Source organism: Chryseobacterium indologenes (assembly GCF_018362995.1).
GTDB lineage: Bacteria > Bacteroidota > Bacteroidia > Flavobacteriales > Weeksellaceae > Chryseobacterium > Chryseobacterium indologenes_G.
In genome coordinates, this window is record NZ_CP074372.1 from 4733469 (window position 1) to 4747618 (window position 14150).

Here is a 14150-nt window from a genome sequence, read left to right on the forward strand (position 1 = left end):
ATTTGAATCGTAGTGCAAAACCACCCCGTCAAAAATTCTTTGAATTTTCGCCACCCCTCCGGAGGATGGGAATTTTTACTTCTTCAGTTGAGATGTTTGGCCTGGATTGGAATTTTTATTGATGTTTTTGTTGTGAATAAATATGGCTGGATTCCTACGGAATGACAAACTGTATGGGTAAGACATCATTGCAATTGTGTCATTCCGTAGGAATCTTAGCTGCTATAAGGCTTTTAAAGCTTGTGTACTTTTAAAACAGTTAGTAGTAACTTAAAATAAGCCAACAAGAAAACTTTTGTGACTTTTGTGGTTTCATAATATATAGTACAACCAAAAGTTATTATTAATTTTAAAGCCATAAAAAGCAAATATGAAGAATAGATTCTTATGCGGAGTTTTCATAATATTGATCAGTTTAGGCTCTGTGTATGCTCAGAAGTCAGGTGATCAAGCGACTGTTTTTTTTACCACGAAAGCAAAGGATACTGTAAGGATCAACGAAACATTCAATGAAAATGATACAACAAATAGTAAGGGCTTAAAAAAACAGCTGAAACCTATTCAGTCCAATTTTAAAAGGATTAATTCTATAACAAAATGGACCTCTGTCAAAAAGAATAATATTGAAGGCGAATCTGCAGAAGGCGGGGAGGCTACATTTTATTATACGGATAAGGGCTTGGAAAAAGTTATTGCCAGGCATTATGGCGAAATGGGGCAGAAGCTGATAGAATATTATCTTCTTAACGGACAGCTATCGTTTGTTTTCGAGAAAGAGTATAGGTATAACCGACCGCTTTTCTATGATGTTAAAGCAATGACAGAAAATAATGATACGGAAGCATTTGATTTGAAAAAATCAGAAATTACAATGATCAGAAATTATTTTGAAAACGGAAATATTATTTTAATCAATGCTACTACGGGACGCGGGTATAATATCAGTGCTGATCATCCGGCTGAACAGGAGAAAGAGATCAAAGAAGATTTTAAAAGGCTTTTGGAGCTTGTGAATTAAAGGTGCGCTATGGTTTATCAGCTTTAATAATATTCAGTCTTTCTTCCACCTCATTGATTCTCTTGAGCCAATAGTTGATTCCTTCCTGATTGGTTACCGTTTCTTTGAAAGCATTACGGCTTACGGACCATAGATGTGAGCCATTTTTTTGATAATCCAGTTCCCGTTCCTTTTTATTTTCAGGTTCTATCCGGTATCTCCAGAATACCAGAGATTTCATATACTCTGAACGAACTTTTTCCAGATAATCAATAATGGCCTTTCTGTCCTGCGGAATATATCCGGGACCAGAGCATCCACATGAATGAAAAGTGATTCCTACAGTATACAAATCACGGATGTGCGCCCATTGCTTGTCGTCATTTTTTGGAGGGGATTTAAAATCAAGTCCCATATTGGCCATCAGGTTTCCACATTCGGGGCATTTGGCTTCCACCGAAGTCTGAGCATCCCGATCCACGTCTTTAAGGTGGCGGCGTTTGAAAGTTTTCTGGCAGTTGAAACAGGCATAATGTCCTTTGTAAACCATCATGGAGTATCGGCACATATTAAAGTCTTATTCTTTGGTTATAAGTTATTTTTTATTTGTTTTTCCTCTTCATTAAAATTGATTCCCATGAGACTGCTGGCACTTCTGGGATCGTAGACCGACCATATATCTCCCCAGGGAAATTTGAAGGTGCAGCTTGGGTAAGGTTTTTTCTTTTTTTGGGTTGGAAGCATTTCCAGGATTTGGATAAGAAAAGTATTGTTTCTGTGAAAAACGTTCATTTCTTTTTCCTCTGTCCATTCATTCCAGTCTTTGGCATCACCATTTTCCCATGTGTTCATATGGATTATGTCCAGCTGATCTTCAAAAAAACATAAGCTGAAAGATAACTGGTACCCCAGTACTTCTATATGCTTAAAATAATACCAAAAATACCCGGTTTTTACATCCCACATATTATGATAATTTTCTTTATAAAAATCAGTCTGCTTCAGCTGATCAAGACTCATTCCCCGATAAAGCCGTGTATTGAAGGTTTTCAGCTCTATAACTCCATTTTCACTGTTAATCAGCATGTCCCAAAAAATTGAAGCCATAAATATACCCGTTTTTTCTTTATAGACAACGAATAATATTTACAGCTTCTGGTAGAAATAGAAATATCGGTGTGTTATTTTGGCTATGGGTTTGAAATTATTAATGTAGAGGGGATATCAGAAAGCCAGAGACTTTTTGTATCAATCAGATTTTTCCAGCTTTTACTACTGATCAGCATCAGATCCTGAGCGTTCAGAAATTCTTTCTCAATCTTTTTCTCATTGTACAGCGTAATATGATTCGGGGCTACCTGTTCAATACTTCTGATAAGTTCCTTTACTTCAATATTGTTCCGGATCTGTCCTGCTGCATCCAGAATGATAATCTGAGAATTGTTATTATTGATCAGTCTTTTAGCATATTCAAGAAGATAAAAATCACTCAGATTAAAGATCGGAACAAATACTTTATCGGCTGTTTTAAAATCTTTTTCCACCAAAATTCCTACAGGAATATTGGTTTTATCCAGAATCTGAAGAGTGAAATCGTCAAAAGGAGAATTGTTGAATATATTTCCTTTGCCTTTCACGGTATTCAGAAGTTTTTCAGGATTGATGATTTTAGTTGTAAAACCGAGTAATCGTCCTAATAAACTTCCCTCATACATAGATTTTCCAAGCATAATCAGCAGAAGGTCATAATGTCCTTTATTGGTAATGCTGGCAAGATCACTTTCTATATCGGTAGAGGCTTTGAAAAGGGTAGTTACTTCAAGATTAAGATCGTGAGAGGTTTCAATGACGTTTTGGAATTGTGAATCCTCATACTCGTTGATATCGTAGGCATGCATTTCATCTACCGGAGCAATATTCATAGCAGTGATGCTTTTATTGCCATTCATTTTATGAGTGAAATTGTGGGCTAATTTTAAGAGAGTGCTTCCTGATTCTGGTTTATCAAAAGAGAGGAGAACACGATACTTGGAATCATTTTCATGAATGGGCTCGTCCTGATTTTTTTTAGATTTAAAAATGAAATTAATAAAATCTAAGGCTGGTCCGGTCATAAAAGTGGTGAAAAGAGCCATGATGACCAGCATTGCGAAAATTTCAGGGCTTAAAACTCCAAGGTCATATCCGATGTTCAGTACGATAAGTTCCATAAGACCTCTTGTGTTCATCAGAGCTCCGATCGTTAAGCTTTCTTTCCAGTTAATGCCTACAAATCTTGCCGTCAGTGCACTTCCTGCAAACTTTCCGAGAACAGCAGTCAGAATAATAAATCCTGCCGTCATCCATAGGTGGCTGTCATTCAGAAGTCCGATTTGAGTACGAAGTCCTGTAAATACGAAGAACAACGGAAGGAGAAGTACCAAAGCCACATCCTCTACTTTATCAATAAAAAGAGTACGGAATTTTGTGTTTTCAGGCATAATAGCTCCTGCCATAAAGGCGCCGAATAACGCGTGAATACCAATTACCTCAGTAGCATATGCAGATAAAATAAGAGTTAAAAAGAAAATAGCGACCATTGGTTTGCTGATTGTATTTTTCCCTGCCTGAAGGTCTCCGATTCTTTTCAGGAATGGTCTGACAATTTTTATCATTAAAAACACATAAGCAATGGCCATAATAATTACATAGATGGAGCTTGCAAAAGAACCTGCCTTTACAATAGCAATTACTGCAGCAAGAATGCACCATGCCGTAATATCATCTGCGGCCGCACATGTAATAACAATAGTTCCCAGTTTGGTTTTCTGGAGGTTTCTCTCCTGTACAATTCTCGCCAGTACCGGAAAGGCTGTAATACTCATAGAAATAGCTATAAATAAGGCAAAAGAAGTAAACTGGATACCTTCAGGTGCAAATTCCTGGTAAACAAAATAAGAAAGTCCTATTCCCAATGCAAAAGGAATAATAATACTCGCATGGCTGATGACTACAGCATCATGAGCTTTTTTTCTTAATACACTCAGATCCAGTTCCATTCCAACAATGTACATGAAAAGGATAAGACCTATCTGACTCAGAAACTGAAGGTTACCTAATGATTCTTTGGGGAAAAGAAATGCCGAAAACTCAGGGAAATACATTCCCACAAGTGATGGCCCCAGCACAATACCAGCAATCATTTCTCCGATTACCGTAGGCTGTTTTATTTTCATACAAATCCATCCGAAAAGCCTTGCTGTCATAATGATCGTGACGATTTGCGCCAATAATAATGCAAGCGGGTGGTAAAGATTGGTTTTAAATGATTCCAGGAAATTTTCCCAGGTAGAACCACTGCTGGTTTTAGCAACGATATTTTCTTTTACTTCCAAAGTCTGTCCTTCGATAATGAAATAATACATCAGACACGAAAAAACAGCGATGGTAGTAATGTAGAAAATTAAATTTTTGTATTTCCCCAAATTCATGATTCCAATATTTTTATGCAAATTTGATAAGAATATAGTTATGTTAAATATTCTTTTTTTTTAAATGTAATGAATGTTCTAAAAAATGTAATAAAATCTATTTGAAAGAATAACCGAGCCCGATTCCTATTCTCCAACTGCCATTCTGATCAGCCGTTTTGGTATTATAGTAAGCCGGAATCTGAAGGGCAATCTTTTTATAGATCATAGTAAGACCAGTACCCAATGTGGGCATAATAGGACTGTTTTTTGTTCCTGATGAACGGTCTTCTTTAATTCTCAGTGAAGGAAGCATTCCCAATACGAATTTTACGTTGTGGTGGGTAAGACTTACATTGGGTCCGGTAAAGTTAATAAAAGCACCATGATCTACGTATCCGGCCGCTGCTATTCCGTCAAAAAAGGATACTTCCATTTTTGAAAGTGTCTCCTGGGAAAAACACAAGCCGGATATGAGAAGTCCTGCAGCATAGAAACAGTTTTTCATTATAAAATCAATTAATTCTATGCAAAAATAAATGGATTGTATGTTGAAAAGGGGGAGTTGTAATAAAGCGCAGAAATTCTGTAACGAAACCCTGAAGATTTGAAAAAGGACTTATTTCCCGAATAGTTCCATCAGAGAATTTTTGTAGGCATCACCGATCTGAAGTTTCAGAAAAGTATGATCTTCAGTGGCAATTGTTGTAATAATTTCGTTGGTTGAAAATACTTTAATAGAAGATAAAGCAATAATCTCTTTTTTGTTGACCTGGGCAAAATCTTTGGCAGGAAGCATTTCCAGAAGGTTTTTAAAATTCAGGTTTTTTAGAACGATTGTCGTTCCGTCACTTAGGATGATATCTTTATCCCTGCTGTCGATTTCAGAAGTTTTAATATAAGAAATCTGTTCCGTAAATATGACGGTCTTTCCGATATTGGTATTCCATTCGATAAAAGCTTTTTTAGGGCTGTCTTCCACCAGTTCTTTAGCTTTTTCGAAAGCCTGGATCAGTCTTTCTTTTTTGATAGGTTTTCTTACATAATCTACCACATTCAGGTCAAAAGCTTCAGCTGCATATTCTTTATAAGCCGTTGTAAAGATGATTTTCTTGGAACCGGAAATAATTTCGGCTACCTGAAGACCTGTCATTCCGGGCATTTCAATATCCAGAATACACAGATTACAGTCGATGTTATCTATTTCGTTCAGAAAGATTTTAGGATCATTGAATGCTTTTACAACTTCTACATTATCGATCTGCTCGCATAGAAGTTTTAAATAGCTGATAGCCAATAATTCATCATCCAGAATAACGCATTTTATCATAGAATTCTCCTAAATTGATTTTTAATTCTGCAGTGAAGACTCCGTTTTTTGAACTTCTTTCCAGCTGGTAGTAAGTACTGTAGATCATTTTAAGCCTTTGATCAAAAGACTGGCTTCCAAAACCGCTTTTTTCCTTTTCCAGAATATTCTTTAGCGAAGCTTTATTGCTTACTTTCATGGTGAAAATACCGTTTTCAAGCTCCATATAAATGGAAATAAAAGAGTCCTGAGCCAGGAAATCCGTATGTTTGAAGGCATTTTCAATAAGGTCTACAGAGATCAGCGGCGCAAATACCTTTTCTTCATACAGAGAATCAGACTTGTTGATCCTTGATTTAATTCTGAAATCGAAAAGAGGATTGATCTTAATTTTATTAATTTCAATAAGACTTAAAGCAAAATTGAGCTCTTCTTTCGGGCTGACATACTTGTTATTGCTTTCATATAAAATATAATCAAGGACATTCGCCAGTTTATCCAGAGACATATACGTCTGATAGGCATGAGACTGAACCGAATTAAGAATATTTTTAAATAAATGCGGATTCAGCTTTGTACCGATATGTTCCAGACGGACTTCGTTCAGACGCTGTTCAATAAGTTTATTGGTCTCAGATAATTTCCTATTTCTCTTTTTCAGTTTCTCATGCTGGCTGAAAAGGTAAATACTGGTTGTCAGAAACAGGAAAATGGCAAAAACTCCGATGAATATCAGATAGTCATGAATCATGTAGTAATTGCCGTCCATACTATGGTATTAAAACTATTTAAGTTTTTTAAGACTGTTGACCGTCACCGTTTCTTCACATTTTTCATAGGTGATCTCGTAAGATGGATTTTTTTCGGGATAGGTTAAAAGATAGCTCGGGCAAGGTTTTTTTTGTGCATGGCTGCGGTCAAAATCTACTTTCCCGTTGGTAATGATACTGTCTTTTATAAATTTCTCATCAATCTTGTAGGCTGCCATTGCGCTCTTAGCCTCGTCAGAATATTTGAACTCTTTGGAAAGACTTTCAGCAATAACACGGCTGTTAGGTAGATAGCCGCTGCAGCTTGCCCCTTTTTTGTTTAAAATAAAAAATACGATCAAAAGCCCCGGAACGAAGCCTATTGCATAAAATTTCAGTTTCTTCATTAGAAAATTAAAAGATTGATATCGTGGTACGTAAGTCCGAAACGGTCGCAGATGATCTTTTTGGTATGTCTTCCTTTGTACATATATAAGCTCTGCTTCATTTCGTTTTTGCGGATCAGCATGTTTTCAAAGCCGCCCTCTTCGTCATAATTTAAAATATAGGAAAGGAAGAAATTCGAGATGGCCTTCGTGGTAGTTCTTGGCATTCTTGAAGTAAGGTTCGGAAGTCCGCAGTGAATGACACCGTGTTTGATGACATATGGATCTTCCATGGTAGTGAGTTCTGAGGTTTCAATAACTTTACCATTATCTATGGTAATATCGATAATGACACTGCCTTTTTTCATTTTCATCACCATATCTTCAGTGACGATAGGGGTCATGTTCAATCTTGGAAGAGCTCCTATCACCACATCAGCACGTCTTAAACTTTTGCTCAGTTCTTTTGGATCAATAATAGAAGTAGGTACCCGGCTGTCAACAATAGTATGAAGTCTTCTCAGCTTTGATAAAGAGTTGTCAAAAACTTTTACGCTGGCTCCTAAACCTATTGCAGCTTTTGTTGCAAATTCACCTACAATTCCTGCTCCAAGAATTACTACTTCTGCAGGTCTTACTCCTGTAATACCCCCAAGCATTAGTCCGTTTGATAAGGCTAATAATTCTGAAGCATATAAAATAGAAACAGTTCCCGCAATCTCCCCGATTAATCTTACCAGTGACAGCTGTTTGTATTCATCAACGATAAATTCAAAAGCTATGGCATTTATTTTTTTCTCTGCAAGCTTTAAGAAATATTCCTTGTCTCTCAGATTGATCTGAAGTGCTGAAACCAAATATGTATTAGGTTTCATGTACTCAATTTCGTCTTCAGTAGGAGGGTTGATCTTCAGAATAAGATCCTGTCCGAAAGCTTCTTTAGGATCATTGGTGATCTTCGCTCCTGATTCGGAATACTGCAAATCTGTAAAAAACGAACCTTCCCCGGACCCGGATTCTATAATAATCTCATGGCCGTGCTCTACCAACACCTGTACGGCGTCAGGAGTGATGCAGGTTCTCCTTTCGTTGAGACAGGTTTCTTTAGGAATTCCAATACTGAACTGTTTTCCCTTTTTAATAACCTCCAATTTTTCCTCTTTCGGCATCAATTCTTCTTCTGTGAAAGGAGTAAAAATATTTGTACTCATCCTTAAATTAAATTATGTCTTACAGATTGTTATTTACACTCAATTAATGAGCAAAGATACATAATATTTAATCGAATGAAACTTCTCTGTATTCACCCGTGTTCACAATACTCATTGTGTGATAGTTGAGACCATAAAGCTCCTCTTCATACACTTCCGGCCACTCGATAATGCATAAAAAAGAGTTGTCCAGATATTCTTCAATTCCGATATCATAGACTTCTTCAATGTTTTTTAAACGGTAAAGGTCAAAATGATATACTTTTCCTTTTTCCGTATTGTATTCATTGACAATAGAGTAGGTTGGAGAATTTACTTCATCCTTGCTGCCCATATTTTTAAGCAAAAATTGTGTGAAAGTAGTTTTCCCGGCTCCCAGATTTCCCTTTAATAAAAGAATATTATGTTTTAATTCCGGAATGATGCTGTCAACAACTTCCTGCCAGTCTTCGATTTTATTAATATTGAACTGCATATGCTAATTTGTTTTACAAAAATAATGATTTATGATTTGCTAAGCTAGAAATTTAAGGTTGGAATACGGAAGTTATAAACAGCACATTCCATACATATTTACAAACTCACCAACTCGCAACCCGAATCCAGCACCGAAATTCCCAACCTCTTCCAATTTCTCCATAAATTACTTAATTTTACAGCATGATTTCCAAACAGACCATTGATAAAATATTCTCCACGATCCGCGTTGAAGAGATTGTGGGTGAGTACGTGCAGTTGAAAAGAGCAGGGTCTAACTTTAAAGGACTCAGTCCTTTTCATGAAGAAAAATCTCCAAGTTTTGTTGTTTCACCAAGCAAACAGATCTGGAAAGATTTCTCAACCGGAAAGGGAGGAACGGCGATTTCTTTCCTTATGGAAATTGAGAACTTTACCTATCCTGAAGCCCTTCGCCATGCCGCAAAAAAGTACGGAATTGAAATTGAAGAAGATCTGCGTGAAATTTCTGAAGAGGCAAAACATGCACAGACTGAAAAAGATCTTTTATATAAAATTCATGAAGTTGCCAATACTTATTTCCAGGAAATTCTTTGGGATGATCATGAAGGGAGAAGTATAGGACTTTCTTATTTTAAAGAAAGAGAACTTCGGGATGATATTATCAAAAAGTTCCAGTTGGGATATTCACCGGAGAAGAAGAATGCTTTTACTGAATATGCACTGGAAAAAGGATACAACAAAGAAATTCTTGAAAAATCCGGACTTTCTATTTTCCCGGAAAATACCCCTGCAGGAGTAGACCGTTTCAGGGAAAGAGTTATTTTTCCTATTCACAGTTTTTCAGGAAGAGTATTGGGTTTTGGGGCAAGGATTCTTAAAAATAATGTTAAGACTGCAAAATATCTCAATTCACCGGAAACGGAGATCTATCATAAATCCAATGTTCTTTATGGATTGAACCAGAGTAAACAGGCGATTTCAAGAAAAAATGGCTGTCTTTTGGTGGAAGGATATATGGATGTGATTTCACTTCATATGTCGGGAATTGAAAATGTTGTGGCCAGTTCCGGAACGTCTTTAACAACGGAGCAGATCAAACTGATTAAAAGACTTACGGAAAACGTAACCATTCTTTTTGATGGTGACAATGCCGGTATCAAAGCCAGTTTCCGAAGTATTGATATGCTTTTGACAGAAGGAATGAACATCCGCGTATTGCTTTTCCCTGATGGAGATGATCCGGATTCATTCGCCAGAAAACATCCGCAGGAATATGTAGAGAAGTATATCGAAAATGAAGCGATGGATTTCATCGACTTCAAAGCGGAAATCCTGTTGAGAGATGTTGGGAATGACCCTATTAAAAAAGCAGAAGCGATAAGGGATATCGTAAAATCGGTTTCTTTTGTACAAAATGCACTGAAAAGGGAAGTTTACCTTAAAGAGGTTTCCAATAAATTCGGACTTTCTGAGCAGAGTCTTTTCAATGAGCTGGATGTTCAGAAGCAGATTACGCAGAACCAGACACACCATGTTCAGCAGCAGCAAAAGGAGAAGGCAGCACCGAAGATGGAAATTGTTCCGCTTGAAAAGGAAAAAGAAGATCCTTTTCTGTTTGATGTACTGTTCATGGAGAACAAGCTTGTCGAGCATATGCTGGCATTTGGAGATATTATTCTGAAACGTAGAAATGAACAGGGTGAAGAATATCAGATTACAGTCATTGAGGAAATTCTTCATCATTTTGAAGAAGAACAGTATACGTTTTTAGTCAAAGGCAATGAAATCATTATCACTCAGGTGAGAGAGGGAATTCAAAAAGATGAGCTCAGAAGTGGAAACTTTTTTGTATCTTTTATGGATGAAGAGATTACCACAAAGGTGGTGGATGCTTTGATTCCGTTGGATGATCTTGAAAACTGGGCTTCCAGGAATATTTATCCTCCCAATTACGGGGATAAAGTGGCAGATCAGATCCAGGGAGATGTTTTATTGCATAAATACAGGTATATTGATTATTTAATCACAGAAACAGATAAACAGTTGGATTTGTACAGGGATACTGACGAGGTAAAGTACTATGAGCTCATCAAAAAGATTACCTTATTGAAACAGGCTTCCATGCGATTGAGTAATATCATCGAATATTCGCCTATCAAAGGAATCTATGGAGATAGAAAAAGATAATTTTTAAGTCAGTTTTTTTCATATTCTGTGACAAAAAGTCCTATAAAATTTTAGGAATAAATATTGTAATTTAAACTTCGAGAATAGTATAAAAATAATACATAATAGAAATATGGACATTAAAAAAGATTTCAGAGATTTCTCTGTAAAACATTTAGGAAACAACGGTTTGGTTACCGATCAGTATATGGGAATGTATGGCCCAACGAATCTTACTCCGTACATCATGGAAGAAAGAAGATTAAACGTTGCTCAGATGGACGTTTTCTCCCGTTTGATGATGGACAGAATTATCTTCCTGGGAACAGGTATTGATGATCAGGTAGCAAACATCGTTACGGCACAGCTTTTATTCCTGGAAAGTGCAGACCCGTCAAAAGATATTCAGATCTATATCAACTCTCCTGGTGGAAGTGTTTATGCAGGGTTAGGTATTTATGACACCATGCAGATCATTAAGCCGGATGTAGCAACAATCTGTACAGGTATGGCTGCTTCTATGGGAGCTGTATTATTGGTTGCCGGAGAGAAAGGAAAACGTTCTGCGCTTAAGCATTCAAGAGTAATGATTCACCAGCCTTCAGGAGGTGCTCAGGGAGTTGCTTCCGATATGGAGATCAACTTGAGAGAGATGCTGAAACTGAAGCAGGAACTTTATGAAATCATTGGTCATCACTCAGGACAAACGTACGAGTGGGTAGAAAAATCTTCTGACAGAGATTACTGGATGACTTCTGAAGAAGCGAAAGGCTACGGAATGGTAGATGAGGTTCTGCAAAGATCTACTGAGAAAAAATAATTGATTGCAAAATCATAAGAAACCGCACCATATTGGTGCGGTTTTTTTGTTGGATTAATTTTGGATTTTAAACTGTATTGACTGTTCAGATTCCTAAGGAATGGTACAATTGGAATAAAGGTTTATCCATACAGTTTGTCATTACGTAGGAATCCACCCACAATAATTTATGAAGAAATATATCAGAAGAAATCTACAATCCAGACCATATTCTCAGCTGAAGACGTAAAAATTCACCTCCTCTGGAGGGGTGGCGAAAATTCAAAGAATTTTTGACGGGGTGGTTTTCCATGTCCCGCATAAAAAAGAAACTGTCTCAAAAAGTCAAATAATTTGTCTTTTGTCATTGACTGCATAGAATCTTTAATTCATTTTGTAATTCTATTGTTAAAATACAATTATCATTATATTCAAGATCAGTTTATAATCAATCTCTATTTTCGCAGCCATAAAAGTGAATATGAAAAAATTACTATGGTCTGTTGTAGTGCTGGCAGTATTGGCTTCATGTAAAAGTGATGATGATACCACAATAATTAATCAGGATATTAATTATTCCAAACTACCTCAGGAATTTCCATTTACAAAACTGGCTACGATCAACGGAGTAGATGTCATCAATGGCGGATTTGGTTCCGGAGCAGCAGCTCACCCAACAAGAAAAGGTGAATTCTACGTCATAACAGACAGAGGACCTAATACTGACTTTCAGAATGGGAAAAAGTTCCTTGCTCCAAACTTTACGCCTACCATCATGCATTTTAAAATCAATGCTGATGGAAATGTAGAGGTAATTAAATATATTAAACTTAAAAACCCATCCGGGCAGCTTATTACAGGATTACCAAACCCTGTAGGAATGGGAAGTACCGGAGAAATAGCTTATGATGCTTCCGGAAATGTTTTAGGGACAGATCAATATGGGTTAGACAGCGAAAGTATTGTAGCAGCTGCAGACGGTACATTCTGGGTTTCTGATGAATACGGACCGCACATCGTACATTATAGTGCAGACGGGATTGAGATGGAAAGAATAAGCCCGATAGGTGTAAATACCGGGCCAAGAAAACTACCTGCCGTTTTAGCGAAAAGGAGAGCCAACAGAGGGATGGAAGGACTTTGTATTACTCCGGATGGAAGAACGCTGGTAGGAACCATACAGTCGATGATGCATGTACCCAGCAAAGCATTGGCAACCAATACTACTTTAACGAGAATTGTCACATTTGATATTATTACAGGGCAAACCAAACAGTTTTTATATAAGCAGGACGGAGGCGCTTCTGATTCAGTTTGTGACATTACAGCATTAAGTAACAATGAATTTCTGGTGATTGAAAGAGATGGAAATTTCGGATCTCAGGGAGGAATTAAAAAAGTATACAGAATCAACCTAAGTAATGCTTCCGATGTGAATGGAACTGACATTAATGCAGTTGACGGAATGAAAATCAATGGAAAAGCCTTAGAGCAGTGTTCATGGGATGAAATTACCAATGCGGGGATAAAAGCTGTTTCAAAAACATTAGCGGTGGATCTGGTTGCAAAACTAGGCTATGAACATGATAAGTTTGAGGGAATCGTTTATTTGGGAAATAATAAACTGGCTGTTTTTAATGATGATGATTTTGGAGTAGTGGATGATGGAAATGGAAACCCGAAAGCTAAAATTCTTCCTAAAACAGGGAAGGTAGACAAAGGAACTATGTACGTAGTCGATATTCAATAATTAGATTTTTTTAACGGAAAACGGCGACATCGAAGATGTCGCCGTTTTTATATCAATAGGAACAGACTTTAGCCAGAACCTATTATTTTCAATATTAGTTAAAACCTTCAATAATCTTAGAGAAATCCTCTAATTTCAAAGCAGCACCTCCAATCAGTCCTCCGTCGATATCCGGCTGAGAGAAAATTTCTTTTGCATTGTCCGGCTTTACAGATCCTCCGTAAAGGATTGAAATTTCATCAGCAACTTCCTGTCCGTATTTTGCAGCGATGATACTTCTGATGTGTGCATGGATTTCCTGTGCCTGCTCAGGGCTTGCCGTTTCTCCTGTTCCGATTGCCCAAACCGGTTCGTAAGCGATCACAACTTTCTTGATTTCTTCAGCAGAAAGTGTGAAAAGCGCTACTTCAGTCTGATTTTTTACCACTTCCAGGTGTTGTCCTGCTTTTCTCTGCTCAAGAGTTTCCCCGTTACAGTAAACAGGAATAAGACCTTTGTCAAGCGCCAATTTGATTTTTCTGTTACAGTGAGAATCTGTTTCTCCGTGATATTGTCTTCTTTCAGAGTGCCCGATCAATGAACCGGTAGCGTCGATAGATTCTAACATATCAGCAGAAATCTCTCCAGTGTAAGCACCACTTTCATGCTCACTCATATCCTGAGAAAATACCCCGATTTCGTCCTTTTCAAAGATGTCTTTTGCCATCATTAAATATAACGCAGGCGGAGCGATCCAAACCTCACAGTTGGTAGCATTATTGTTTTTATAGCTTAGTAACTGAATCATCAATTGTTGTGCATCAATTACATTTTTGTTCATTTTCCAGTTGCCTGCAACTATTTTTCTTCTCATAAGATTTATATATTGATTTATT

At 37.1% G+C, this 14150-nt stretch carries 14 protein-coding genes; 4 read left to right on the plus strand and 10 right to left on the minus strand.

What is annotated here, in order from left to right; genetic code table 11:
- Positions 1–370: 370 nt before the first annotated feature.
- The gene (locus tag DYR29_RS21565) at positions 371–1018 is read left to right on the plus strand and encodes a hypothetical protein (protein WP_213278468.1); all 648 of its coding nucleotides are present in this window, start codon (positions 371–373) and stop codon (positions 1016–1018) included.
- 7 nt (positions 1019–1025) lie between these two features.
- Here the strand turns inward: DYR29_RS21565 and DYR29_RS21570 are convergent, their stop codons facing one another.
- From DYR29_RS21570 to tsaE, 9 genes are all read right to left on the minus strand, one after another.
- Positions 1026–1550, minus strand: coding sequence for a hypothetical protein (locus tag DYR29_RS21570; RefSeq protein ID WP_342213459.1), 525 nt, complete (start codon positions 1548–1550; stop codon positions 1026–1028).
- Between the two features lie 35 nt (positions 1551–1585).
- The gene (locus tag DYR29_RS21575) at positions 1586–2104 is read right to left on the minus strand and encodes a hypothetical protein (protein WP_249413559.1); all 519 of its coding nucleotides are present in this window, start codon (positions 2102–2104) and stop codon (positions 1586–1588) included.
- 83 nt (positions 2105–2187) lie between these two features.
- Positions 2188–4467 (minus strand): cation:proton antiporter, encoded by a 2280-nt coding sequence (locus tag DYR29_RS21580; protein ID WP_249413560.1) that lies wholly within the window; start codon positions 4465–4467, stop codon positions 2188–2190.
- A gap of 97 nt (positions 4468–4564) precedes the next feature.
- On the minus strand, positions 4565–4954 hold the full coding sequence (locus DYR29_RS21585) for a hypothetical protein (RefSeq protein ID WP_213278470.1): 390 nt from the start codon (positions 4952–4954) through the stop codon (positions 4565–4567).
- 111 nt (positions 4955–5065) lie between these two features.
- Positions 5066–5776, minus strand: coding sequence for a LytR/AlgR family response regulator transcription factor (locus DYR29_RS21590; RefSeq protein ID WP_213278471.1), 711 nt, complete (start codon positions 5774–5776; stop codon positions 5066–5068).
- Positions 5751–6524, minus strand: a complete 774-nt coding sequence (locus tag DYR29_RS21595) for a histidine kinase (protein WP_213278472.1) — start codon at positions 6522–6524, stop codon at positions 5751–5753. The genes DYR29_RS21590 and DYR29_RS21595 overlap by 26 nt, the downstream gene beginning before the upstream one ends.
- Positions 6525–6539: 15 nt before the next feature.
- Positions 6540–6911, minus strand: a complete 372-nt coding sequence (locus DYR29_RS21600; RefSeq protein WP_213278473.1) for a DUF4258 domain-containing protein — start codon at positions 6909–6911, stop codon at positions 6540–6542.
- Positions 6911–8101, minus strand: a complete 1191-nt coding sequence (locus DYR29_RS21605) for an alanine dehydrogenase (protein ID WP_142719438.1) — start codon at positions 8099–8101, stop codon at positions 6911–6913. Before DYR29_RS21605 ends, DYR29_RS21600 begins: the two co-directional genes overlap by 1 nt.
- 67 nt (positions 8102–8168) lie before the next feature.
- On the minus strand, positions 8169–8576 hold the full coding sequence (tsaE, locus tag DYR29_RS21610) for a tRNA (adenosine(37)-N6)-threonylcarbamoyltransferase complex ATPase subunit type 1 TsaE (protein WP_213278474.1): 408 nt from the start codon (positions 8574–8576) through the stop codon (positions 8169–8171).
- 185 nt (positions 8577–8761) lie between these two features.
- Here tsaE and dnaG point away from each other — a divergent pair, with 185 nt between their 5' ends.
- The 3 genes from dnaG to DYR29_RS21625 all read left to right on the plus strand — a co-directional run bounded on the left by dnaG (position 8762) and on the right by DYR29_RS21625 (position 13275).
- The gene (gene dnaG, locus DYR29_RS21615) at positions 8762–10747 is read left to right on the plus strand and encodes a DNA primase (protein ID WP_213278475.1); all 1986 of its coding nucleotides are present in this window, start codon (positions 8762–8764) and stop codon (positions 10745–10747) included.
- 112 nt (positions 10748–10859) lie between these two features.
- Complete coding sequence (gene clpP / locus DYR29_RS21620; protein WP_034726592.1) at positions 10860–11546, plus strand: ATP-dependent Clp endopeptidase proteolytic subunit ClpP; 687 nt, start codon at positions 10860–10862, stop codon at positions 11544–11546.
- Between the two features lie 460 nt (positions 11547–12006).
- The gene (locus DYR29_RS21625; protein WP_213278476.1) at positions 12007–13275 is read left to right on the plus strand and encodes an esterase-like activity of phytase family protein; all 1269 of its coding nucleotides are present in this window, start codon (positions 12007–12009) and stop codon (positions 13273–13275) included.
- A gap of 94 nt (positions 13276–13369) precedes the next feature.
- Here DYR29_RS21625 and tpiA read toward each other — a convergent pair whose 3' ends face one another.
- A complete protein-coding gene (tpiA, locus tag DYR29_RS21630) occupies positions 13370–14128 on the minus strand; it encodes a triose-phosphate isomerase (protein ID WP_047423713.1) in 759 nt (252 codons plus the stop codon).
- Between the last annotated feature and the right edge of the window lie 22 nt (positions 14129–14150).

What these genes read in the sequence shown, in the direction of transcription:
- DYR29_RS21565 (WP_213278468.1), top strand. Translation starts at nt 371, where the DNA reads ATGAAGAATAGATTCTTATGCGGAGTTTTCATAATATTGATCAGTTTA.
- DYR29_RS21570 (WP_342213459.1), bottom strand. Translation starts at nt 1,550, where the DNA reads ATGATGGTTTACAAAGGACATTATGCCTGTTTCAACTGCCAGAAAACT.
- DYR29_RS21575 (WP_249413559.1), bottom strand. Translation starts at nt 2,104, where the DNA reads ATGGCTTCAATTTTTTGGGACATGCTGATTAACAGTGAAAATGGAGTT.
- DYR29_RS21580 (WP_249413560.1), bottom strand. Translation starts at nt 4,467, where the DNA reads ATGAATTTGGGGAAATACAAAAATTTAATTTTCTACATTACTACCATC.
- DYR29_RS21585 (WP_213278470.1), bottom strand. Translation starts at nt 4,954, where the DNA reads ATGAAAAACTGTTTCTATGCTGCAGGACTTCTCATATCCGGCTTGTGT.
- DYR29_RS21590 (WP_213278471.1), bottom strand. Translation starts at nt 5,776, where the DNA reads ATGATAAAATGCGTTATTCTGGATGATGAATTATTGGCTATCAGCTAT.
- DYR29_RS21595 (WP_213278472.1), bottom strand. Translation starts at nt 6,524, where the DNA reads ATGGACGGCAATTACTACATGATTCATGACTATCTGATATTCATCGGA.
- DYR29_RS21600 (WP_213278473.1), bottom strand. Translation starts at nt 6,911, where the DNA reads ATGAAGAAACTGAAATTTTATGCAATAGGCTTCGTTCCGGGGCTTTTG.
- DYR29_RS21605 (WP_142719438.1), bottom strand. Translation starts at nt 8,101, where the DNA reads ATGAGTACAAATATTTTTACTCCTTTCACAGAAGAAGAATTGATGCCG.
- tsaE (WP_213278474.1), bottom strand. Translation starts at nt 8,576, where the DNA reads ATGCAGTTCAATATTAATAAAATCGAAGACTGGCAGGAAGTTGTTGAC.
- dnaG (WP_213278475.1), top strand. Translation starts at nt 8,762, where the DNA reads ATGATTTCCAAACAGACCATTGATAAAATATTCTCCACGATCCGCGTT.
- clpP (WP_034726592.1), top strand. Translation starts at nt 10,860, where the DNA reads ATGGACATTAAAAAAGATTTCAGAGATTTCTCTGTAAAACATTTAGGA.
- DYR29_RS21625 (WP_213278476.1), top strand. Translation starts at nt 12,007, where the DNA reads ATGAAAAAATTACTATGGTCTGTTGTAGTGCTGGCAGTATTGGCTTCA.
- tpiA (WP_047423713.1), bottom strand. Translation starts at nt 14,128, where the DNA reads ATGAGAAGAAAAATAGTTGCAGGCAACTGGAAAATGAACAAAAATGTA.